The following is a 23127-nucleotide window of genomic DNA, read 5'->3' on the forward strand; positions in this document are numbered from 1 at the left end:
TAAATGCTCATATCTTTTATGTGTAACCCTACTTCATCGCCACACCCAACCACTTCATCATCTCTCTCATCCCAGCCTTTACGTTTGGCATAATCTTGAGCTTGGTCTTCATCAATGCGACCTAAAGTGAAATAGTTACTTGCCGGGTGGGTGAAGTACCAACCGCAGACGGAAGCTGCCGGCCACATGGCGTAGCTTTCGGTGAGTTTCATGCCAATGCGTTGTTCGACTTCTAATAAATCCCAAATCAAGGCTTTTTCGGTATGTTCAGGGCAGCTTGGATAACCTGGCGCCGGACGGATGCCGACATAGTTTTCATTGATTAACCCTTGGTTGTCGAATTCCTCTTGAGTGTAGCCCCAAATGCGGGTGCGTAGCTCAAAGTGCAGGTATTCTGCCATGGCTTCGGCGAGGCGGTCGCCTACGGCTTGTAGCAAGATGGCGTTGTAGTCATCGCCTGCTGCTTTGTAGCCTTCCACTAAATCCATTTCTTCAATGCCGGCGCACACGGCGAACATGCCCATCCAGTCTTTTTTGCCGCTTTCGCGATCAGCGATAAAGTCGCTCAAGGCAAAGTTAAATTGGCTTTTGCTGTTTTTGCCACGTTCCGTTTGTTGGCGTAAGCCGTAAGCCGTGCCGATAGGTTGAGTGCGGTCTTCATCGGAGAATAACACCACATCATCGCCCACACGTTCCGCAGGGAAAATACCTAAAATACCACTTGGATTGAGTTTGTGGTTTTTCTCGAATTCATCCAACATGCCTTGTGCATCATTCCACACGCGTCGAGCTTCTTGTCCGCTTTCCGGATGATCAAACGCATCTGGATAACCGCCCATCAAGCCCCATACGCGGAAGAACGGCGACCAGTCGATAAATTTGCGCAGCTCGGCAATCGGCACGTTTTTAAATTCCACAATGCCTGTTTGTTTTGGCGTTGGCGGAACATAATCCGCCCATTCGCCGCTAAAGCCATCAAAACGGTTGGCGCGCGCTTCTTCAATGCTAAGTTGTTTACGCAGTGGTTTGCGGTTGGCGAAGGATTGTTGGATTTTCTCGTAATCCTTTTTGAACTGTTCCCACAATGCCGCACGACCTTCAGGGTTCATCAATGTGGCACACACCGTTACCGCACGGGAGGCGTTTGAGGTATAGAACACGCCGTGTTGTTTATATTTTGGATACAGTTTAATGGCGGTATGTTCTTTGGAGGTCGTTGCACCGCCGATCAAGACTGGCAAGTTCAAACCTAAACGTGTCATTTCGCCAAGGAAGTATTCCATTTCGTCTAAAGATGGCGTAATCAAACCGCTCAAACCGATAAGATCCGCTTTTTCATCAATCGCCGTTTGAATGATTTTATCTGCCGGCACCATCACGCCCAAGTCAATCACTTCAAAGTTATTACATTGCAACACCACGCTCACGATGTTTTTGCCAATGTCGTGTACGTCACCTTTCACTGTGGCGATCACCACCTTGCCGTTGCTGGAGCCTTTTTGTTTGGTGGCGTTGATAAACGGCTCTAAATACGCCACGGATTGTTTCATCACGCGTGCAGATTTCACCACTTGCGGGAGGAACATTTTGCCGTCGCCGAACAAATCGCCCACCACGTCCATACCCGCCATGAGCGGACCTTCGATCACCTCTAACGGTGTTGGCAATTTTTGGCGGGCTTCTTCGGTGTCTTCGATGATGTGCGTAGTAATGCCTTTCACCAGCGCGTGTTTTAAACGTTCTTCCACCGGCCAAGTGCGCCATTCGGCCACAGAATCCACCGCACTTTCATCGTTACCTTGGTTGCGATATTTTTCCGCAATATCCAATAAACGTTCTGTGCCATCCGGCGTGCGGTTCAAGACGGCGTCTTCAATCACATTGCGTAATTCCGGATCAAGATCATCGTAAATCGCGAGCTGTCCTGCGTTCACGATTCCCATATCCATGCCTTGTTTGATGGCGTGATAGAGGAAAACGGCGTGAATGGCTTCACGCATCACGTTGTTACCACGGAAGGAGAAGGACACGTTTGACACACCGCCGGAAATTTTGGCGTGCGGAAGACTACGTTTAATACGACCTGTGGCGTTAATGAAATCCACGCCGTAATTGTTGTGTTCTTCAATCCCGGTGCCGATGGCGAAAATGTTCGGGTCGAAAATAATGTCTTCCGGCGGGAAGCCAAGTTGGTTGACTAAGATGTTATAAGCACGGGTACAGATTTCCACTTTGCGATCTTCGGTGTCCGCTTGTCCCACTTCGTCGAACGCCATGACAACTACGGCTGCGCCGTATTTACGCACCAGTTTGGCGTGTTCGATAAAGATCTCTTCGCCTTCTTTCAACGAGATGGAGTTCACAATCGGCTTACCTTGCACCGATTGCAAGCCCGCCTCAATTACTTCCCATTTGGAGGAGTCAATCATCACCGGCACTTTTGCTGCATCGGGTTCGGTCGCCATAATATTGAGGAAACGGGTCATGCATTTTTTGCCGTCGAGCAAGGCTTCGTCCATGTTCACGTCGATCACTTGCGCGCCGTTTTCCACTTGGTCTATGGCAATTTCAATTGCTTCGGCAAATTTGTCTTCTTTAATTAAGCGTTTAAATTTCGCCGAGCCTGTCACGTTATTACGTTCGCCCACGTTCACGAACAGGCTTTCATCATCAATATTAAGCGGTTCTAAGCCCGATAAACGCATGGCGGTTTTAATTTGTGGCAATTTGCGTGGTGGGATGTTTTCTACCGCATCGGCAAAGGCTTTGATGTGTTCCGGTGTGGTGCCGCAACAGCCACCGATAATGTTTACAAAGCCGCTTTCCGCCCATTCTTTAAGGTGTGCCGCCATGTCTTCCGCACCGAGATCGTAGCCGCCGAAGGCATTTGGCAAGCCTGCGTTCGGGTGGACGGAAACATAGGTTTCACTGATTTTAGACAGTTGTTCAACATACTGGCGTAATTCTTTCGGGCCTAACGCACAGTTCAAACCAAACGTGAGCGGTTTAGCGTGACGAAGCGAGTTGTAGAACGCTTCAGTGGTTTGTCCGGAAAGGGTACGGCCGGAAGCATCGGTAATGGTGCCGGAAATCATAATCGGCAATTCCACGCCCAATGCTTCAAATACAGTTTCAATGGCAAACACTGCCGCTTTGGCATTCAGCGTATCGAAAATGGTTTCGATCATAATTAAATCGGCACCACCTTCAATTAAACCACGTGTAGCTTCGGAATAGGCATCTACTAGTTCCATAAAGGTGACATTACGGAAACCGGGATCGTTCACGTTCGGAGAAATGGACGCGGTGCGGTTCGTCGGGCCGAGAATCCCCGCGACGAAACGTGGTTTTTCCGGCGTGCTGTATTTATCCGCCGCCAAACGTGCCAGTTTTGCGCCGGCAAAGTTGAGTTCGTAAGCAATAGATTGCAAGTCGTAATCCGCTTGCGCGATGGTGGTGGAGCTGAATGTATTGGTTTCAATGATATCCGCGCCGGCTTCTAAATATTTTTCATGAATGGCAGAAATGAGTAACGGTTGGGTAAGGGTTAGCAAATCATTATTGCCGCGTAAATCGACCGCACTTTCAGCAAAGCGTTCACCACGGAAATCCGCTTCGGTGAGTTTATATTTTTGGATCATCGTCCCCATGGCGCCGTCTAAAATGAGGATACGTTCGGCAAGGGCGTTTTTTAGTATTTCAGTGGTGTTTTTCAAAATAAGCTTTCCGTTTGTTGGAGTTCAAATAAATGGGAGGAATAGTAGGAAGATGTGCTTGCGCTGTCAAATGTTATCTCTCTAAAAGTGCGGTGTTTTTTTAACGCATTTTTCTAGTAGGCATAAGAAGAGAATTCTTTGCCGATTTTCTGCTTTTTATCTTGGTATATGCTAAACTAGCGCGCAATTTTTCTCGTATTTTTAATGATTTTTTTATCCCTTATGACCTTATCTACCCCTCTTTTTATTGCATTGCGCTATTGGCGGGCGAAAAGTGCCGATCGTTTTGGGCGGTTGGTGACGAATTTAGCTAGTTTCGGCATTGTGCTTGGCGTGATGGCATTGATTATTGTGCTGTCTGTAATGAACGGTTTGGAAGGCTATCAAAAGCAACAAGTGCTTTCTTCCATTCCACACGCCATTGTCAGCCCGAACGGTAAGGTGAAGATTGATGATGCCGAGCCGCCTATGCCGAATTTCGTGCAAAAAGCCGTGCCGATAAACATGACGAATGTGATTTTTCAAACCGCGGGCGGTGTCAGCGCAGGGCAGGTGATTGGGATTCGACAATTTTCGGATGACCCAATTTTATCCACATTGACTGAGCAGAATTTTGAGGATTTGCTACCGACAGGCGAATTTAAAATTATCATTGGCGATCAACTGGCGCAAAAATTAAACCTGCATGTTGGCGACAAAGTGCGTTTAATGATTACCGAAAACAGCCAATATACGCCTTTTGGGCGCGTGCCGTTGCAACGTTTATTTACCGTCAGTGAAATCTATTTTGAGACGGGCGAAGTATCCGGTTATGAAGCGTTTGCCAATTTAACGGACATTGGACGCTTAATGCGAATTCAGCCGGGCGAAGCACAAGGTTTCCGTTTATTTTTAACAGATCCGTTCCAAATTACCGAGCTGCCGGCCGCGTTTCCTTCTGCAGAGCAAATCACCGATTGGCGCACACAAAAAGGCGAGTTTTTCCAAGCGGTGCGTATGGAAAAAAACATGATGGGCTTGTTGGTGAGCTTAATTATTGTAGTGGCGGTGTCTAATATTATTACGTCTTTAAGCCTGATGGTGGTGGACAAACAGGGTGAAATCGCCATATTGCAAACTCTTGGTTTAACGAAAGGGCAGGTGCGTTCCATCTTTATTTATCAAGGTTTATTAGTCGGTTTGATGGGCACCTTGATAGGCGCCATATTGGGCGTGTTAGTGACGTTAAATTTGGACGCTATCGTGAATATCTTAGGCGCAAAAACGATGTATTTGCCGACCGCACTTGAGCCTTGGCAAATTCTGACGATTATCGCGTTTTCCTTATTATTGTCATTGTTATCCACCATTTATCCGGCCTATCGCGCCGCGAAAGTGGAACCGGCAGAAGCCTTGCGCTACGAATAAAAAGAGATGAAAAAATGAATACAGCATTATTATCTTGCCAAAATGTGAGTAAATTTTACCAAGAAGGCACACAACAAACGGAAGTGCTAAAACAGGTGTCTTTTTCTATGCAACCGAGTGAATTGGTGGCGATTGTGGGGAGTTCAGGTTCGGGCAAAAGTACGTTGTTGCACACCTTGGGCGGATTAGATCAACCGAGCAGCGGTGAAGTGTTTATCAAAGGACAATCGTTGCAACAAATGAGCCCGAATGCCTTGGCGAAGTTGCGCAATCAATATTTAGGCTTTGTGTATCAGTTTCATCATTTGATGGCAGATTTCACTGCGCTTGAGAACGTGATGATGCCGATGCTTATCGGGCAACAAAACAAAACGGAAGCGCAGGGTCGTGCCGAACAGATCTTAAGTGCGGTCGGTTTACAGCACAGAATTTCACATCGCCCGTCTGCGTTATCCGGTGGAGAACGCCAACGGGTAGCAATTGCCCGAGCGTTGGTGAATAATCCGGCATTGGTACTGGCGGACGAACCTACCGGCAATTTGGATCACAAAACCACGGAAAGCATTTTTGAGTTGATTCAACAGCTTAACCAAGAAAAGCAAATTGCGTTCTTATTGGTCACCCATGACTTGAATTTGGCGGAAAAATTGAATCGCCGTTTAATTATGCAAGACGGTGTGCTACGCGAGGAAAATGACTGATGAATACGCCATTTTTTATTAGTTGGCGCTATCAACGCAGTAAACATAAAAACCGTTTGGTGTCGCTGATTTCGTTTTTTTCCAGCATGGGGATTGCCTTGGGCGTGGCGGTGTTAATTATCGGCTTAAGTGCCATGAACGGCTTTGAACGTGAACTCAATCAACGGATTTTGGCAGTGGTGCCGCATGCGGAGATTTCCTCTGCAAACGGGCAAAGCAATGCACCGATTGATTATTGGCAACATCTTGCCGCCAAGCTACGACAAAATCCGCAAATTACCGGCGTTTCGCCTTTTGTCAGTTTTACTGCGCTCGTGGAAAACGGCGCGAAATTAAAAGTGGTGCAAATCAAAGGCGTGGAAACGGCGTTGCAAGATCAAGTGAGTTCCCTTGGGCGTTTTGTGTTAAATCAGGGATGGCAAAATTTTGCGCAACATGGCGGGTTGGTGCTGGGCTCGGGAATTGCTCGGGATTTGGATGTGCAAGAAGGGGATTGGGTTTCACTGTTAATTTCACAACAAACAGGCTCGGAAAATTTGACGCAGCCGTTGCGAGAACGTATCCAAGTCACGGGGATTTTGCGTTTAGACGGCCAGTTGGATCACAGTTATGCCCTCATGCCATTGGCACAGGCGCAGCAGTTGATGAATTATCAAGCGGAACAGGTGAGCGGAGTGGAACTGAAAACCACCGATCCGTTTAACATTCAAACCCTTGATTATTCTATGTTGCAAGATTATCCGCAGATGCTCTACCTGCAAAACTGGATCAGTAAATTCGGCTATATGTATCGTGATATTCAGCTGATTCGCACGGTGATGTACATTGCTATGGTGCTGGTGATTGGGGTGGCGTGTTTTAATATCGTGTCCACGCTCATCATGGCAGTGAAAGATAAAGCCGGTGACATTGCCATCATGCGTACCCTTGGGGCGAATAATGGGTTTATTAAGCGTATTTTTATTTGGTATGGCTTGCAGGCGGGCATGAAAGGCTGTCTCATTGGCATTGTGTTGGGCGTGATTTTGGCCTTAAATTTGACCGCACTTATACAGGGTTTGGAAGGTTTAATCGGTAGGAAATTATTATCTGACGGCATTTATTTCGTGGACTTCCTACCAACCGAGCTACATTGGCAAGATGTGTTGCTGGTGTTGCTTTCTGCGTTAATTCTCAGTTTATTTGCCAGCCTTTATCCGGCAAATCGTGCGGCGAAATTGCAACCGGCACAGGTATTAAGCGGTCATTAAAAAAGAAATCAAATAAACTAGTTTACTAGTACAAATTGCAGTGGTAGAGTAATACCACTTTTTCGGTCATTTTAGAATTTTATGAAGATAAGCGAGTGAATAATGAATACAAAAAACGATATTTCTATTGAAAACGATGATACGCGAATTGGCAAGATTGAACAGGTGTTACCCCCGATTGCGTTGCTAGAAAAATATCCGGCAAGCAGCGTTGCGGTGAAAACGGTGGAAAATGCCCGTCACGAAGCGCATAAAATTATTCATGGTGAAGATGATCGTTTACTTGTGGTTATCGGGCCTTGTTCCATTCATGATCCGAAAGCTGCATTAGAATATGCGAAACGCATTAAATTAATGCGTGAAAAATACCAGGATACCTTACAAATTATCATGCGTGTGTATTTTGAAAAACCGCGTACCACTGTGGGCTGGAAAGGTTTAATTAATGACCCGCACTTAAATAATACCTATGCCTTGAACGACGGTTTGCGTATGGCACGTAAATTATTGTCTGACATTAACGATTTAACCGTGCCGACGGCAGGGGAGTTTTTGGATATGATCACGCCGCAATATTTAGCGGATTTCATGAGTTGGGGCGCGATTGGTGCAAGAACCACCGAATCCCAAGTGCACCGTGAACTGGCTTCCGGTTTATCTTGTGCCGTTGGCTTTAAAAATGCGACCAACGGTGGCGTAAAAATTGCCCTAGACGCGATTGGTGCCGCAGAAGCACCACATCATTTTTTGTCTGTTACGAAGTTTGGTCATTCTGCTATCGTTTCCACCAAAGGTAACGAAGACTGCCACATTATTTTACGTGGTGGTGACAATGGCCCGAATTACAGCGAACAAGATGTTGCCGAGGTGTGCGATGAACTTGCCAAAGCAGGTTATAGAGCCCATGTCATGGTGGATTTCAGCCATGCCAACAGCTACAAACAATTCAAAAAACAATTAGATGTGAGCCGTGAAGTGGCACGTCAAATTGCCGCAGGTTCCGATAAAATTTTCGGCGTGATGATTGAAAGCCATTTGGTTGAAGGCCGTCAAGATTTGGTCGAAGGCAAACCATTAACTTACGGCCAAAGCATTACCGACAGCTGTATCGGTTGGGAAGACAGTGAAAAAGTCTTGCAAGAGTTATCCGATGCGGTGGTGGCAAAACGCAAATTAAACGGCTGATCTTTCTTTTCACCCGTTCATTTCAAACAAAAGTGCGGTGGATTTTCAGAGCGAATTTCCACCGCACTTTTTTTGACTTTTAAGTTAAACCGCCTCCGGATTTGGTATATCATATAGGGACTTATTTTTATCCACTGAGGCAATAATGGCGTCTAAAAATTCTCCTCCGGCAAAAGAACAAAACACCACCAATTTGAACATTCCACCTCATTCTATTGAAGCAGAACAAGCCGTGTTGGGCAGTATTTTGCTGAATAACATGTATTGGGATGATGTGGCAGAAAATGTGGTGAAAGAGGATTTTTATCGCTTTGAACATCGTCTGATTTTCGAGGAAATGGAAAAGCTGATTGCCCAGCAATCGCCGGTGGATTTAATTACCTTAGAACAGGCACTAAAAAGTCGGGAAGTCATCGAACAGGTGGGCGGTTTTGCTTATTTGGCGGAGCTTTCCAATAACACGCCGAGTGCAGCCAACGTGATGGCTTATGCCAATGTGGTGCGAGAAAAGGCGATCATGCGCGAGTTGATTTCCGTTGGGAACAAAATTGCGCAAAACAGCTATTCTCCAAAAGGACAGGATGTGAAACATTTGCTGGATGAGGCGGAGCGAGAGGTTTTTGCCATTGCTGAGAAGCGCACATCCGGTACTGAAGGCCCACAAAATATCATTTCCATTCTGGAAAACACCATTAACAAAATCGAACAACTCAGCCAAATTAAAGATCATTCCGGTGTCACCGGCGTTTCCACCGGTTTCAAAGATTTAGATAAGAAAACGGCAGGCTTGCAAAAATCCGACTTGATTATTGTGGCGGCGCGTCCTTCCATGGGGAAAACTACCTTTGCCATGAACCTATGTGAAAATGCGGCGTTAGGCAGTGATAAACCCGTCTTGGTGTTCAGTTTAGAGATGCCGGCAGAACAGATTATGATGCGTAGTTTGGCGTCACTTTCACGCGTGGATCAAACGAAAATTCGTACCGGTCAGGGCTTGGATGACAACGATTGGGCAAAAATTTCCAGTACCATGGGTATGCTGGCGAAAAAACCGAATTTATTTATTGACGATTCTTCCGGTTTAACGCCGACGGAGCTGCGTTCCCGTGCAAGACGGGTTTATCGTGAAAATAACGGCTTAAGTTTAATCATGGTGGACTATCTTCAATTAATGCGTGCCCCGGCTTTTTCTGAAAATCGTACGTTGGAAATTGCGGAAATTTCCCGTTCTTTGAAAGCCTTGGCAAAAGAATTGGAAGTGCCGGTGATCGCCCTGTCACAATTAAACCGTACCTTGGAAAACCGTCAGGATAAACGCCCGGTCAACTCAGACTTGCGGGAATCAGGCTCTATTGAGCAGGATGCGGACTTGATTATGTTTATTTATCGCGATGAAGTGTATAACCGTGAGTCGGAAGAAAAAGGCATCGCGGAAATTATCATCGGTAAACAGCGTAACGGGCCGATTGGACGCGTGAAATTGGCATTCCAAGGCAATTTTTCCCGTTTTGATAACTTAGCAGAACATCATCATTATGATGACGAATATTAGATAACAGAGTAAAAGAGATAAAAAATGCACATGAAACCTGCAACAGCGAAAATCAGTTCTGTTGCGTTAAAACACAATATTCAAACCATTAAACAAAAAGCCCCAAATAGTAAAATTATTGCGGTGGTAAAAGCCAATGCCTACGGACACGGCGTGGTGTTCGTCTCTTCTGCCGTAGAAAGTATGGTGGACTGCTTTGGCGTGGCGCGTTTAGAAGAAGCACTAAAATTACGCTCCAACGGCATCACCAAACCGATTTTGCTGTTAGAAGGTTTTTTCTCTTCCAAAGACCTACCTATTTTAGCCGTTAATAACATTCAAACTGTCGTGCATAGCCAAGAACAGTTAGAGGCTCTTGAAGAAGCCCAAACGCCTAATCCGGTGAAAGTGTGGTTAAAAATTGATACAGGAATGCATCGTTTAGGCGTGCATTTGGACGAAGTGGACAACTTTTATCAAAAACTCAAATCGCTTCCGTGTGTTGATTCGAATATTGGCTTTGTGAGCCATTTTAGCCGTGCTGATGAGCTAGAGTGCGGTTACACAGAAAAACAATTAAGCCGCTTTTTACAGGCAACGGAAGGCAAAGCCGGTGAGCGGAGCATTTCTGCTTCCGGTGGTATTTTGTTCTGGCAGGACGCGCATTTAGACTGGATTCGCCCTGGCATCATTATGTACGGCATTTCTCCAAATAATACCGCAGGAAAAGAATACGGTTTAACGCCGGTGATGAATTTAACCTCCTCCTTAATCGCCGTGCGCGAACATAAAAAGGGCGAGCCGGTGGGATACGGCGGTGTTTGGACAAGTGAAAAAGATACGAAAATCGGTGTGGTAGCTATCGGGTATGGTGACGGTTATCCGCGTGATGTGCCACAAGGGACACCGGTTTATCTGAATGGTCGCCGTGTGCCGATTGTGGGTAAAGTGTCCATGGATATGCTGACTGTCGATCTTGGCGCAGACAGCCAAGACAAGGTCGGCGATGAAGTGATCTTGTGGGGCAAAGAATTACCGATTGAAGAAATCGCAGAAATTACGGGCGTTATCAGTTATGAATTAATCACTAAATTAACCCCGCGTGTATTAACCGAATACATTGATTAAATTTAAAGGAGTGCTTATGCAAAATATCAATCCAACCCAAACGAATGCATGGAAAGCGTTAACCCAACATCATGCGCAACATAAAAATACAACCATTCAAGATTTATTCGCGCAAGAGAAAGATCGTTTCGCCAACTATTCCTTAACCTTTAACAACGAGATTTTGATCGATTTTTCCAAAAATAACCTGACTCAAGAAACCCTTGGTTTATTGCGTCAACTCACTGAAGAGTGTGGTTTAACCCAAGCTAAAGAAGCCATGTTCAACGGTGAAAAAATCAACCGTACGGAAAATCGTGCCGTATTACATACCGCACTTCGTAACCGTTCTAATACGCCGGTTTTCGTGGATGGCAAAGATGTGATGCCGGAAGTGAATGCCGTGCTCGCCAAAATGAAATCGTTCTGTGAACGCGTGATTTCCGGTGAATGGAAAGGTTATACCGGCAAAGCTATTACCGATGTGATCAATATCGGTATCGGCGGTTCCGATCTTGGCCCTTACATGGTGACCGAAGCCTTGCGCCCGTATAAAAATCATTTAACCATGCATTTTGTTTCTAACGTGGACGGGACACACATTGCGGAAACGTTGAAAAAAGTGAATCCGGAAACCACTTTAATTTTAGTGGCGTCCAAAACATTCACCACCCAAGAAACCATGACGAATGCCTTGTCTGCCCGTGATTGGTTCCTTGCTGCAGCAAAAGATCCTGCCCATGTGGCAAAACACTTTGCCGCGCTTTCGACCAATGCAAAAGCGGTCGCAGAATTCGGCATTGATACCAACAATATGTTTGAATTCTGGGATTGGGTAGGCGGTCGTTATTCTTTATGGTCTGCTATTGGTTTGTCTATTGCGCTTTCTATCGGCTTTGAAAACTTTGAAGCCTTATTAAGCGGTGCCCATGAAATGGATAAACATTTCCGCAATGCGCCATTAGCACAAAATATTCCGACAACGCTAGCTTTAGTGGGCTTGTGGAACACCAACTTCCTCGGTGCACAAACGGAAGCGATTTTACCGTACGACCAATATTTACACCGTTTTGCCGCCTATTTCCAACAAGGCAACATGGAATCTAACGGTAAATATGTCGGCCGTGATGGCAAAGTGATCGACGGCTATCAAACCGGCCCAATTATTTGGGGTGAACCGGGCACGAACGGTCAGCACGCGTTTTATCAATTGATTCACCAAGGTACCACATTAATTCCTTGTGATTTCATTGCACCGGCGCAAAGCCATAATCCGTTGTCCGATCATCACAACAAATTGCTTTCCAACTTCTTTGCCCAAACCGAAGCGTTGGCATTTGGTAAAACCAAAGAACAAGTGGAAGCCGAATTCTTGAATGCAGGTAAAACCTTGGAAGATGTGAAAGACATCGTGCCGTTTAAAGTGTTTACCGGTAACAAACCGACCAATTCCATTTTGTTACAAAAAATCACACCGTTTAGTTTAGGGGCGTTGATTGCCATGTACGAACACAAAATTTTCGTACAAGGTGTGTTGTTCAACATTTACAGCTTCGACCAATGGGGCGTGGAACTAGGTAAACAACTTGCTAACCGAATTCTGCCTGAATTAGTAAATAACGAGAAAGTGGAAAGCCACGATAGTTCAACCAACGGCTTGATTAACCAATTCAAAGCTTGGCGTTAATTCTGTCTGATTGGCAATGCTAATTAGCAATAAAGTGCGGTTATAAAAAACAGTGTTTTTTAACCGCACTTTGGCTTTTTCTTACTGCCAGAAAATGAATTTTATGCTAGAATCCGCGCACTCTTTTTTATTCATCTTACAAAGGAAATCACATGAAAATTTTAGAAGGTCATATCGCTGCACCAGAAGCGAAAGTTGCCGTTGTTATCGGACGCTTTAACAGTTTTATCAATGAAAGTCTTTTGGAAGGTGCTCTTGATGCGTTGAAACGTGTCGGTCAAGTAAAAGACGAAAATATCACTTTAGTTCGCGTACCGGGCGCGTATGAATTGCCATTAGTTGCGCGTCGTTTGGCGGAAAGCAAAAAATTTGATGCTATCGTGGCTTTAGGCACGGTGATTCGTGGCGGCACAGCGCATTTTGAATATGTGGCAGGCGAAGCCAGCAGCGGCTTAGGCAAAGTGGCGATGGAATCTGACATTCCGGTAGCATTCGGCGTATTAACCACTGAAAACATTGAACAAGCCATTGAACGTGCGGGCACCAAAGCGGGTAATAAAGGCGCGGAAGCCGCCTTGGTTGCGTTAGAAATGGTAAATCTTTTAAATCAAATTCAGGCAGCCTAAGTGACAATGACGGAACAAGTAAAGAAAATTTCTCCTCGTCGTCGTGCGCGTGAATGTGCCGTGCAAGCGTTATATTCTTGGGCGGTTTCACAAAATTCACCGGAAATCGTAGAACTCAATTTCATGACCGAACAGGACATGAAGGGCGTGGATACCCCGTATTTCCGTAAATTATTCCGCCAAACGGTGGAAAATGTGGAGGCAGTGGAGCGCACCATGCAAGGCTACTTAGATCGTGGTTTAGAGGAACTGGATCCAATCGAAAAAGCCATTTTACGTTTAGCGGTGTATGAGCTGCAATTTGAGGCGGATGTACCTTATAAAGTGGTGATCAACGAAGCAATCGAAGTCGCCAAAGTTTTTGGCGCAGATGAAAGCCACAAATACATCAACGGTGTGTTGGATAAAATCGCACCGGTTGTACGACGTTAATCTTCATTGAGACAAGGAGGCACAATGACAGAGGGTGAATTTGATATTATTCAACGCTATTTTACCGCCTCTAAACGTGTGCCTCGCAAAGATGTCCTCCTTTCTGTCGGTGACGATTGTGCCGTCACCGAATTAAATCCTAATCAGCATCTTGCTATTACCACCGATACTATGGTGGAAAACATCCATTTCTTGCCGAATATTCGTCCTGCCGATTTGGCGTATAAAGCCGTTGCGTGTAATTTAAGTGATCTTGCCGCCATGGGCGCAGAGCCTGCTTGGATTTCATTAGCTTTAACCTTACCAAAAATTGATCATGATTGGTTGGCGGAATTCAGCGAAAGCTTTTTTGATATCCTCGATCATTACAACGTGGATTTAATTGGTGGAGATACAACCAAAGGGCCTTTAAGTGTCACCATTACTGCGCAAGGGATTATGGCGAAGAACAAATGCCTTTGTCGCCATCACGCCAAAGTGGGCGATTGGATCTATGTATCCGGCACCTTGGGCGATAGCGCTGCGGGCTTGTCTTTCCTATTGCAGGGCAAAAGTGCGGTCAATTCTGCGCAAGAATATTTAATTCGTCGCCATTTACATCCTACACCAAGAGTCCTATTTGGCATGGAACTGGCGATGACCGGTGTTGTGAATGCCGCCGTGGATATTTCTGACGGGTTCGTTGCTGATCTTGGACATATTTTAACGCGCAGCCAATGCGGCGCGGTGGTTGAGTTGGACAAACTCCCACTTTCCCCTCAATTAATTGAGGAATTTGGCGCGGAACAAGCGGAACAATTTGCCTTATCGGGCGGTGAAGACTATGAATTATGTTTTACCGTTCCAGACAGCCATAAAGCAAAATTAGAAAAAGCCTTGGCGCATCTTGGCATTTCTTATACCTGTGTCGGACAAATTCGCCATGCCGGCAAAAAGCGCATTCAATTTCAACGTAACGGTCAACCGGTTGACATCGTGACCAGTGGCGGTTTCGATCATTTTAAATAGGTCTTTTATTATGACTGCACCACAAAATCCTCTCGAACGGGTAACGTTGCGCAACCCTATTCATTTTCTCGCATTGGGTTTCGGTTCCGGTTTATTGCATCCTGCGCCCGGTACTTGGGGCAGTTTAGTGGGCGTGATCGTTGGCGCATTATTACTGCCTTGGCTGGGTGCAAAAACGTTTTTTATATTGACCGCACTTTGTTTCTTTCTTGGTATTTGGTTATGTGAACGTACCAGCCATGACATGGGTGTGCACGATCATGGCAGCATTGTTTGGGATGAGATCGTCGCGGTTTTCTTGGTGCTGTTGGCTGTGCCGGAAGTGTCCTTATTTTGGTGCGCCGTTGCTTTCGTGACCTTCCGCCTGTTTGATATTTTAAAACCTTACCCGATTCGCTATTTCGATGAAAAACTCACCAACGGCTTCGGCATTATGGTGGATGATATTTTGGCGGCAGGTTATAGCATTCTCGTCATTCTCGCCTTAGCACATTTTATCTAGCAAATCATGTTACATTTAATGTTCGTTCATTTAATGGGGTTGCTTTCGCCTGGGCCTGATTTCTTTTATGTCAGCCGTACCGCTGCAATACATTCTCGGCGAACCGCAATTTATGGTGTGATTGGCATTACGATTGGCGTGACCATTTGGGCGACGGCCGCGGTGTTAGGTTTGGCGATTGTGTTTAAAACGATGCCGGCGTTGCAAGGTATTGTGATGGCATTGGGCGGTAGCTATTTGTTTTATCTGGGTGTGAAAATGGCTCGGGTCACAACCAATGCGGTATTTGATGAAAGCAATTTGGTGCAAAACACAGCGTCTAAAAATGAAATCATCAAAGGACTGCTGGTGAATTTATCCAACGCCAAAGTGGTGATTTATTTCAGCAGCGTGATGTCTTTTGTCCTCGTCAACATCACTGAAACGCGGCAAATGTTGACCGCACTTTTGATTATCACGATAGAAACCTTTGTTTATTTCTATGTGATTTCCCTCTTATTTTCACGCCCCTTTGCAAAACGTTTTTATAGCCGATATAGTCGCTATATAGATAACGTGTCAGGCGTGATTTTTATTCTGTTTGGCGCGTACTTAATTTACAGTGGTGCGTTGAACATCATGAGTTAGTTTAAATCGGAGAAGATTATGGCTTTAAGAATTGCAATCGTAGGCGCCGGCGGACGCATGGGGCGCCAGTTGATTCAAGCAGTACAGAACGCAGAAGGCGTGGTATTAGGCGCGACATTTGAACGTAAAGGTTCCTCATTGGTGGGCGCAGATGCCGGTGAGTTGGCGGGCATTGGTCACTTAGGCATTCAGGTGGGCAATGATTTAAACGCGGCAAAAGAACAATTTGACGTGCTGATTGATTTCACTCGTCCGGAAGGCACCTTGGAGCATTTGGCATTTTGTGTGGCGAATCAAAAAAATATCATTATTGGCACAACAGGTTTTGATGACGCAGGCAAAGCAGCGATTAAAGCCGCTTCGGAGCATATTGGTGTTGTGTTTGCCTCTAACTTCAGCGTGGGCGTGAATCTGGTGTTTAAATTATTGGAAAAAGCCGCCAAAGTGATGGGCGATTATTGCGACATTGAAATCATTGAAGCGCATCATCGCCACAAAGTGGATGCGCCGTCCGGCACCGCACTTTCCATGGGCGAACACATCGCCAAAACGTTGGGGCGTGATTTGAAAACCCACGGCGTATTTTGCCGTGACGGCATTATCGGTGAACGTAAACGAGATGAAATTGGCTTTTCTACGATTCGCGCTTCTGATGTGGTTGGCGAACATAGCGTTTGGTTTGCCGACATCGGCGAACGCGTTGAAATTGCCCACAAAGCTTCCAGCCGTATGACCTTTGCTAACGGCGCTGTGCGTGCGGCGAAATGGCTTGAGGGAAAAGACAAGGGCTTGTTTGATATGACGGATGTGTTGGATTTGAATAATCTATAAAAGTAGGGGCGAGTAAACGCCCCTTTTTGTATCCGAAATTGATCATCATTTCAGCTTCATCGATCAAAGTGCGGTCATTTTTTACGGCATTTTTAAAGTTCAATCTCCAAATCTTCTTCTACCTGACAACAACACAATAAAATCTCATCTTGTTGTAAAAAGGCTAACGGTGTTTCCGCATAGGACACTTTGCCTTTTTTTATTTTTACTCGGCAGGAACCGCAATAGCCACTGCGGCATTGGTATTCATGGTAAATACCATGTTGTTCCAAGCGATTGAGGAGCGGGATTTGATTATCGTGTTCGATGGTTTGACGGCTGTGCAATAAATGAATTTTCATGATCATTAAAATAAAAAAAGAGCAGTTAGAAAACTGCTCTAAATAGCATTGGGCGTATTGTAATCGAAATTAGATCCACACGAAATATGCCATGCCGCCAATTATTCCGATACAGAAAAGGTTGAGAATAAAGCCGACCTTTGCCATATCCACTTGTTTGACATGGCCTGTCGCGAACACGATAGCGTTCGGCGGTGTGGCGATTGGCAACATAAAGGCACAACTTGCACCGCAGGCGATGATGGCAGCGAGGGCGATTGGTGGCAAGTTTAAGGTTTGCGCCACTGAAATCACAATCGGCATGATCAATGCTGCGCTGGCGGTGTTGGAGGTGAATTCTGTGAGGAAGATGATGAATGCGCTGACGACGAAACAAAGCACCCACAACGGTTTTTCATTGGTAAATTGCACAATGGTATCTGCCATGATTTTACTGGCACCGGAGTCTTTCATCACGATACTCAAAGTTAAACCACCGCCGAAAAGCATTAACACGCCCCATTCCACACGTTCTTGAATTTCTTTCCATTTGGCTACACCGGTCACGCCGATAATCACCACGACGGTTAAGGCGATAATACTGTCGAAACTATCAATTTTTTTCTCTAAGCCCAGTAAACCCGAGAACCAAGGATTGAGGACAGAACTAAAAAGGAGCAGTAATGCCATCACACTGAAGATGATTAGCGTGATGATGTTCTTTTTCGTGAAAGAGACTTTTTCAAGAGAAGGGGAAAATTCAACATGAAAGTTGGGACGTAAAATGACCCAAAGGGAAAATAACATGGAAGGTAGCAACAACAGCATTACCGGGAAGCCATAGCCTAACCACTCGGTGAAAGTTACTTGAATTTGAGAGGCCAAGATGGCATTAGGAGCGCTACCGACCAAGGTGCCAATGCCGCCAATACTGGCACAAAACGCCATGCCTAACAAGGTAAACGCATACAGGCGATAATTTTTTTCTGCATTCAACCCTTTTAACATTCCGATGGTGAGTGGCAACATCATTGCCGCGACAGCCGTGTTGTTGATCCACATAGATAAAAAGGTGGTGACCCCAAATAAATACGCTACGGAAAGTTTTAAATTGCCTTTAGCGAGTCGCACGATGTAATTCGCGATGATTTTATCCAGTTGCTGAATTTGTAATACTGCCGCGATAACAAAGCCGCCGAAGAACATATAAATAATCGGCGTAGCAAAAGGCGCAAGGGCTTTCTGTGTGTTAATGAGTCCCAAACCAATGGCGAGAATCGGCACCATAAGCGAGGTTACCGTAATATTAAAGGCTTCTGTCAACCACAAAATACCGATGAACGTTAGCAAGGCCAAGCCGCGGTTTTCCTTTGGTGAGAAGGGCAGCGTGTTGATTAACACCAACATCAAGATAAAATCCAAAACAAGAATAATCAGGCTTTTATATTTAGCAAAGAAAGGGATTTGTGTTTGCATAATAAATGTCCTCCATGACTGCTATTTATTAGCATTGTTTTAATAAACTGGAAACATTTTTTTAACAAATTTGTGACGGCTATCAAATATATTTTGTGAAGAAGAAAGAGATAAAAGTGCGGTGGATTTTACTGGCGTTTAAAAACACCCCAAAAATCCACCGCACTTTTAGCGATATGAAAGATTACAGATCGAAATCGTCGAAATCTTTGGTGTCCACTTTGGAGTCAATTTGACCCACAAGATAAGAACTCACTTCCACTTCTTGCGGTGCCACTTGTACGTTGTCGGAAACTAACCACGCGTTGATCCAAGGGATCGGGTTGGAGCGCGCTTGGAACGGCAATGGCAAGCCTACCGCCTGCATACGGATATTGGTGATGTATTCCACGTATTGCACCAAAATGTCTCTGTTCAAGCCGATCATGGAGCCGTCTTTGAACAAATAATCCGCCCAGTCTTTTTCTTGTTCTGCTGCCGCCAAGAATAAATCGTAGGCTTCTTTTTTGCATTCCTCGGCAATTTCCGCCATTTCAGGATCGTCTTGACCTGCCGCCATGATGTTTAAAATATGCTGTGTGCCGGTTAAGTGCAACGCTTCATCACGGGCGATAAATTTAATGATTTTCGCATTTCCTTCCATTAGTTGACGTTCAGCAAAGGCAAAGGAACACGCGAAAGACACATAGAAACGAATGGCCTCAAGCGCGTTCACACTCATCAAGCAAAGGTAAAGTTGTTTTTTCAAGTTACGCAAGGTGACGACACATTCTTTGCCATCTACAGTGTAAGTGCCTTCACCGTATAGGCTGTAAAGTTGGCTGTCGCGGATTAAATCGTCGTAGTAAGAAGAAATATCGCGCGCGCGTTTGATGATTTCTTCGTTGGTCACGATGTCATCAAACACGATAGATGGATCGTTCACAATATTACGAATAATGTGCGTGTAAGAACGGGAGTGGATGGTTTCGGAGAACGTCCAGGTTTCGATCCAGGTTTCTAATTCCGGAATGGATACCAATGGCAACAACGCAACGTTCGGACTACGACCTTGAATGGAATCCAACAAGGTTTGATATTTTAAATTGCTGATGAAAATGTGTTTTTCATGTTCAGGCAATGCGGCGTAGTCGATACGGTCTTGCGACACATCCACCTCTTCCGGACGCCAGAAGAAAGAAAGTTGTTTTTCAATGAGCTTTTCAAAGGTCTCATATTTTTGTTGATCGTAACGCGCAACGTTAACGTTTTGACCAAAGAACATCGGTTCTTTTAATTGGTCGTTTTTGTTTTGTGAGAAAGTGGTGTATGCCATTTTTTTGTCCTTTAATCTTATGAGTAAAGTGTGGTTATTTTTTTAAATGTTTTTTATGCTGGCACAAGCGTCTTCTCTTGTGTCCTAACTAAATCTACTTAGCACAAGCGTGGATGCTTGCGCTATCAGAGGAGAAAGTAGTATATGCACTTAGTTTTATCCTAAGTGATGATTATTTTTATCTTTTTTATTTATTATAGTAACTTTTGCTGAGGGGTATTTTCTCTCAAAATACTCCTTCATTGATTTAAAATAGTTTAAATCTTCTTCAAAATCTATAACTTTAAGCAAACTTCTACCTGCCTCAGAGAAAACATAACAACCTTCAGAAAACTCAAATGGTTCGCTATTAGTATTAAGTATGAAAGTATAAAATCTTGAATTAACCATCATTGGCTCACTTGAAGATACCATTCGAGAAATTGTTGGTGGCATAGTAGATACTTGAGTTACTAACCCAATATCTTGTAGGGTTACCCAATTTGCATAAGTTAATTTTTTTGATTCAGGGATTGAATCTATTCTAAAAATAATATTTGCATCATTAAAAGAAATGCTGACCGCTTTTAAAAATAGTTCTGCGTCCTCTTGAGTTAAATTTTTAAGAGTATCTAATGTTCTAGGAGAAAAAGTACCTTTATTTTTTATTTCACCAGCTAAAATCTTTCCCCATAAAGTATGTGCATGTTGATTAGAAAAGCGAGAGGCTTTTTCTTGCCAATCTTGTAGCCAATCAGCTTCTGGCATTGAATGTTTACTAGAATTTAAATCTTCCGATTTAAATTCTTTAATAGCTTCAACAAGAGAATACATAATATTTTGTTGTTTTCTTAGCTGGTCTATTTGGCTATTTAAATCAGCTAGATCGGCAATGATTTGATTACGTTCAATTCTTTCTACAGTAAAACCTAGTTTTTCACGTAGCTTTTCTGCATTGTATTCAGCGTAAACTTTAGCTTCTTCCAATTCAATTAATTCTTCTTTTTTTAATTGAATCTCCGTTCTGCCTTTTTCCAATAACAACTTCTTATTATTAGATAATCCAAATTCAACAAGCTTTTTTCCAATCCATATGGCAATTTCATTCATTATTTTGAACCGTGTTTTATTAAATCTTACAAGCCCCACCGGCACAACCATCATCTAAATCTTCTTGGCTGTCTTCTGCACCATCGCGGGTGTTTTGATAGTAGAGGGTTTTTAAGCCGTATTTGTAAGCGGTTAAGAGATCTTTTAACAACACTTTCATCGGTACTTTGCCATCTTCAAAGCGTTTCGGATCGTAGTTGGTGTTGGCGGAGATGGCTTGGTCCACGAATTTTTGCATGATGCCAACCAAGTGCAAGTAGCCGTCGTTGCCCGGGATGTCCCAAAGCAATTCGTAGTTTTCGCCAAGGTTTTCATAATCCGGCACCACTTGTTTCAAAATACCATCTTTTGAAGCTTTGACGCTCACATGGCCGCGTGGCGGTTCGATACCGTTAGTGGCGTTGGAAATCTGTGAAGAGGTTTCCGACGGCATGAGGGCGGTGAGGGTAGAGTTGCGCAAGCCGAATTCTTGAATGTCACGGCGTAGGCTTTCCCAGTCGTAATGCAACGGCTCGGAGGTCAAGCTGTCGATGTCTTTTTTGTATGTATCGATTGGTAAAATGCCTTGTGCGTAAGTCGTTTCGTGGAAGTATTCACACGCGCCTTGTTCTTTTGCCAAGTTCATGGAGGCTTTCAATAAGTAATATTGAATAGCTTCGAAAGTGCGGTGGGTTAAATCGTTGGCGCTGCCGTCAGAATAACGCACGCCGTGTTTCGCCAAGTAGTATGCATAGTTGATAACGCCGATACCTAAAGAACGACGGGCAAGGGAACTGCGTTTTGCCGCTGCCACCGGATAATCTTGGTAATCCAACAAGGCATCTAATGCGCGAACGGCAAGATCTGCCAAATTGTCTAGCTCGTCTAAGTTGTCCAATTTGCCTAAGTTAAAGGCAGAAAGGGTACAAAGAGCGATTTCACCTTCTTCATCATTAATGTTATTTAATGGTTTGGTGGGTAAGGCGATTTCCAAGCACAGGTTAGATTGACGCACCGGCGCCACTTTCGGATCGAATGGCGAGTGGGTGTTGCAGTGATCCACGTTGTGAATGTAAATACGACCGGTGGAAGCACGTTCTTGCATTAATAAAGAGAACAATTCCACGGCTTTTACGGTACGTTTACGAATGGATGGATCCTGTTCGTATTGCACGTAAAGTTCTTCAAACTTGTCTTGATCCGCAAAGAACGCTTCATAAAGCCCCGGCACGTCGGACGGGCTAAATAGGGTGATGTCGCCGCCTTTGATTAAGCGTTGATACATTAATTTGTTCAGCTGTACGCCGTAGTCCATGTGACGCACGCGGTTGTCTTCCACACCACGGTTGTTTTTTAATACTAGCAGGCTTTCTACTTCTAAGTGCCAAATTGGGTAATACACGGTTGCCGCACCGCCACGCACACCACCTTGAGAGCAGGATTTCACGGCAGTTTGGAAATATTTATAGAACGGAATACAACCGGTATGGAATGCTTCGCCACCACGAATTGGGCTACCCAGCGCACGAATCGCACCGGCATTTACACCGATACCGGCACGTTGAGAAACATATTTCACGATGGCAGAGGCGGTAGCGTTAATGGAATCCAAGCTGTCGCCACATTCAATCAACACACAAGAGCTGAATTGACGGGTTGGCGTACGTACGCCAGCCATGATAGGGGTTGGCAAGGAAATTTTGAAGGTAGAAGTCGCATCGTAGAAACGACGGATATAATCCAAGCGAGTTTCTTGCGGGTATTTGGAGAACAGACTTGCTGCCACTAATAAATAGAGGAATTGGGCGGATTCGTAGATCTCACCGGTCACGCGGTTTTGAACGAGATATTTGCCTTCTAATTGTTTTACTGCCGCATAAGAGAAGGTCATGTCGCGCCAATGGTCGATAAAACCGTCCATTTCATCCCATTCTTCACGGGTATAATCATCCAATAAGGCATGATCGTATTTGCCCATGCGCACGAGTTTTTTCACATGATCGTATAAACGAGGCGGATCGAAATGGCCGTAAGCCTTTTTACGCAAATGGAACACTGCAAGGCGCGCAGCAAGGTATTGATAATCCGGAGAATCTTTGCTGATTAAGTCTGCAGCTGCTTTGATAATGGTTTCGTGAATATCAGAGGTACGAATGCCTTCGTAAAACTGAATGTGAGAACGCAATTCCACTTGTGAGACGGACACATTGTCCAGTCCTTCTGCCGCCCATGTAATTACGCGGTGGATTTTATCGAGGTTAATCGGCTCCAGTGTGCCGTCACGTTTGGTGACCATTAGTGCCTTATTCATAGAAGATGCCTGCTCCTTGTGAAATGT

The 23127-nt window shown here is 44.8% G+C and carries 18 protein-coding genes and 1 pseudogene; 13 read left to right on the top strand and 6 right to left on the bottom strand.

All coding sequences use genetic code 11. The features are described 5' to 3' along the window. Positions 1-28: 28 nt before the first annotated feature. Positions 29-3719 (bottom strand): annotated as a pseudogene (gene metH, locus AC30SH_RS03930) (methionine synthase). Between the two features lie 219 nt (positions 3720-3938). Between metH and AC30SH_RS03935 the strand changes: the two are divergent. From AC30SH_RS03935 to dapB, 13 genes are all read left to right on the top strand, one after another. After that, positions 3939-5123, top strand: coding sequence for a lipoprotein-releasing ABC transporter permease subunit (locus tag AC30SH_RS03935; protein ID WP_489582146.1), 1185 nt, complete (start codon positions 3939-3941; stop codon positions 5121-5123). Positions 5124-5137: 14 nt separating this feature from the next. Next, on the top strand, positions 5138-5824 hold the full coding sequence (gene lolD / locus AC30SH_RS03940) for a lipoprotein-releasing ABC transporter ATP-binding protein LolD (RefSeq protein ID WP_489582147.1): 687 nt from the start codon (positions 5138-5140) through the stop codon (positions 5822-5824). Then, a complete protein-coding gene (gene lolE / locus AC30SH_RS03945; protein ID WP_489582148.1) occupies positions 5824-7074 on the top strand; it encodes a lipoprotein-releasing ABC transporter permease subunit LolE in 1251 nt (416 codons plus the stop codon). The genes lolD and lolE overlap by 1 nt, the downstream gene beginning before the upstream one ends. A 102-nt stretch (positions 7075-7176) precedes the next feature. Beyond that, positions 7177-8259, top strand: a complete 1083-nt coding sequence (aroG, locus tag AC30SH_RS03950) for a 3-deoxy-7-phosphoheptulonate synthase AroG (RefSeq protein ID WP_376922319.1) — start codon at positions 7177-7179, stop codon at positions 8257-8259. A gap of 145 nt (positions 8260-8404) precedes the next feature. Next, on the top strand, positions 8405-9811 hold the full coding sequence (locus AC30SH_RS03955) for a replicative DNA helicase (RefSeq protein WP_489582149.1): 1407 nt from the start codon (positions 8405-8407) through the stop codon (positions 9809-9811). 24 nt (positions 9812-9835) lie between these two features. Further along, positions 9836-10918 (top strand): alanine racemase, encoded by a 1083-nt coding sequence (gene alr / locus AC30SH_RS03960; RefSeq protein ID WP_212509684.1) that lies wholly within the window; start codon positions 9836-9838, stop codon positions 10916-10918. 16 nt (positions 10919-10934) lie between these two features. Beyond that, the gene (pgi, locus tag AC30SH_RS03965) at positions 10935-12584 is read left to right on the top strand and encodes a glucose-6-phosphate isomerase (RefSeq protein ID WP_212509683.1); all 1650 of its coding nucleotides are present in this window, start codon (positions 10935-10937) and stop codon (positions 12582-12584) included. Between the two features lie 152 nt (positions 12585-12736). Then, a complete protein-coding gene (gene ribH / locus AC30SH_RS03970) occupies positions 12737-13210 on the top strand; it encodes a 6,7-dimethyl-8-ribityllumazine synthase (RefSeq protein ID WP_006718423.1) in 474 nt (157 codons plus the stop codon). Between the two features lie 6 nt (positions 13211-13216). Continuing rightward, a complete protein-coding gene (nusB, locus tag AC30SH_RS03975) occupies positions 13217-13642 on the top strand; it encodes a transcription antitermination factor NusB (protein WP_109103870.1) in 426 nt (141 codons plus the stop codon). Positions 13643-13666: 24 nt separating this feature from the next. Then, a complete protein-coding gene (gene thiL / locus AC30SH_RS03980) occupies positions 13667-14650 on the top strand; it encodes a thiamine-phosphate kinase (RefSeq protein ID WP_212509682.1) in 984 nt (327 codons plus the stop codon). 10 nt (positions 14651-14660) lie between these two features. Continuing rightward, on the top strand, positions 14661-15152 hold the full coding sequence (locus AC30SH_RS03985; RefSeq protein ID WP_212509681.1) for a phosphatidylglycerophosphatase A family protein: 492 nt from the start codon (positions 14661-14663) through the stop codon (positions 15150-15152). Positions 15153-15158: 6 nt separating this feature from the next. Beyond that, positions 15159-15779, top strand: coding sequence for a LysE family transporter (locus AC30SH_RS03990; RefSeq protein ID WP_212509680.1), 621 nt, complete (start codon positions 15159-15161; stop codon positions 15777-15779). An 18-nt stretch (positions 15780-15797) separates the two neighbouring features. Continuing rightward, positions 15798-16610 carry a 4-hydroxy-tetrahydrodipicolinate reductase gene (dapB, locus tag AC30SH_RS03995; RefSeq protein WP_212509679.1) on the top strand — a complete coding sequence of 271 codons (813 nt, stop codon included), beginning with the start codon at positions 15798-15800 and terminating at the stop codon, positions 16608-16610. Positions 16611-16702: 92 nt separating this feature from the next. Here dapB and yfaE read toward each other — a convergent pair whose 3' ends face one another. From yfaE to nrdA, 5 genes are all read right to left on the bottom strand, one after another. Continuing rightward, entirely contained in the window at positions 16703-16951 is a 249-nt protein-coding gene (yfaE, locus tag AC30SH_RS04000) for a class I ribonucleotide reductase maintenance protein YfaE (RefSeq protein WP_489582150.1), read from the bottom strand. Positions 16952-17020: 69 nt separating this feature from the next. Next, complete coding sequence (locus AC30SH_RS04005; RefSeq protein ID WP_489582151.1) at positions 17021-18406, bottom strand: SLC13 family permease; 1386 nt, start codon at positions 18404-18406, stop codon at positions 17021-17023. Positions 18407-18590: 184 nt separating this feature from the next. Then, on the bottom strand, positions 18591-19721 hold the full coding sequence (nrdB, locus tag AC30SH_RS04010) for a class Ia ribonucleoside-diphosphate reductase subunit beta (RefSeq protein ID WP_489582152.1): 1131 nt from the start codon (positions 19719-19721) through the stop codon (positions 18591-18593). 156 nt (positions 19722-19877) lie between these two features. Beyond that, a complete protein-coding gene (locus AC30SH_RS04015; protein ID WP_489582153.1) occupies positions 19878-20810 on the bottom strand; it encodes a DUF2806 domain-containing protein in 933 nt (310 codons plus the stop codon). 19 nt (positions 20811-20829) lie between these two features. After that, positions 20830-23100, bottom strand: coding sequence for a class 1a ribonucleoside-diphosphate reductase subunit alpha (nrdA, locus tag AC30SH_RS04020; protein ID WP_489582154.1), 2271 nt, complete (start codon positions 23098-23100; stop codon positions 20830-20832). Positions 23101-23127: the final 27 nt, after the last annotated feature.

The organism is Aggregatibacter sp. HK296 (genome assembly GCF_980469475.1).

Coding starts and splice junctions, on each gene's coding strand:
- AC30SH_RS03935 (WP_489582146.1), top strand. CDS start 3,939: ATGACCTTATCTACCCCTCTTTTTATTGCATTGCGCTATTGGCGGGCG.
- lolD (WP_489582147.1), top strand. CDS start 5,138: ATGAATACAGCATTATTATCTTGCCAAAATGTGAGTAAATTTTACCAA.
- lolE (WP_489582148.1), top strand. CDS start 5,824: ATGAATACGCCATTTTTTATTAGTTGGCGCTATCAACGCAGTAAACAT.
- aroG (WP_376922319.1), top strand. CDS start 7,177: ATGAATACAAAAAACGATATTTCTATTGAAAACGATGATACGCGAATT.
- AC30SH_RS03955 (WP_489582149.1), top strand. CDS start 8,405: ATGGCGTCTAAAAATTCTCCTCCGGCAAAAGAACAAAACACCACCAAT.
- alr (WP_212509684.1), top strand. CDS start 9,836: ATGCACATGAAACCTGCAACAGCGAAAATCAGTTCTGTTGCGTTAAAA.
- pgi (WP_212509683.1), top strand. CDS start 10,935: ATGCAAAATATCAATCCAACCCAAACGAATGCATGGAAAGCGTTAACC.
- ribH (WP_006718423.1), top strand. CDS start 12,737: ATGAAAATTTTAGAAGGTCATATCGCTGCACCAGAAGCGAAAGTTGCC.
- nusB (WP_109103870.1), top strand. CDS start 13,217: ATGACGGAACAAGTAAAGAAAATTTCTCCTCGTCGTCGTGCGCGTGAA.
- thiL (WP_212509682.1), top strand. CDS start 13,667: ATGACAGAGGGTGAATTTGATATTATTCAACGCTATTTTACCGCCTCT.
- AC30SH_RS03985 (WP_212509681.1), top strand. CDS start 14,661: ATGACTGCACCACAAAATCCTCTCGAACGGGTAACGTTGCGCAACCCT.
- AC30SH_RS03990 (WP_212509680.1), top strand. CDS start 15,159: ATGTTACATTTAATGTTCGTTCATTTAATGGGGTTGCTTTCGCCTGGG.
- dapB (WP_212509679.1), top strand. CDS start 15,798: ATGGCTTTAAGAATTGCAATCGTAGGCGCCGGCGGACGCATGGGGCGC.
- yfaE (WP_489582150.1), bottom strand. CDS start 16,951: ATGAAAATTCATTTATTGCACAGCCGTCAAACCATCGAACACGATAAT.
- AC30SH_RS04005 (WP_489582151.1), bottom strand. CDS start 18,406: ATGCAAACACAAATCCCTTTCTTTGCTAAATATAAAAGCCTGATTATT.
- nrdB (WP_489582152.1), bottom strand. CDS start 19,721: ATGGCATACACCACTTTCTCACAAAACAAAAACGACCAATTAAAAGAA.
- AC30SH_RS04015 (WP_489582153.1), bottom strand. CDS start 20,810: ATGAATGAAATTGCCATATGGATTGGAAAAAAGCTTGTTGAATTTGGA.
- nrdA (WP_489582154.1), bottom strand. CDS start 23,100: ATGAATAAGGCACTAATGGTCACCAAACGTGACGGCACACTGGAGCCG.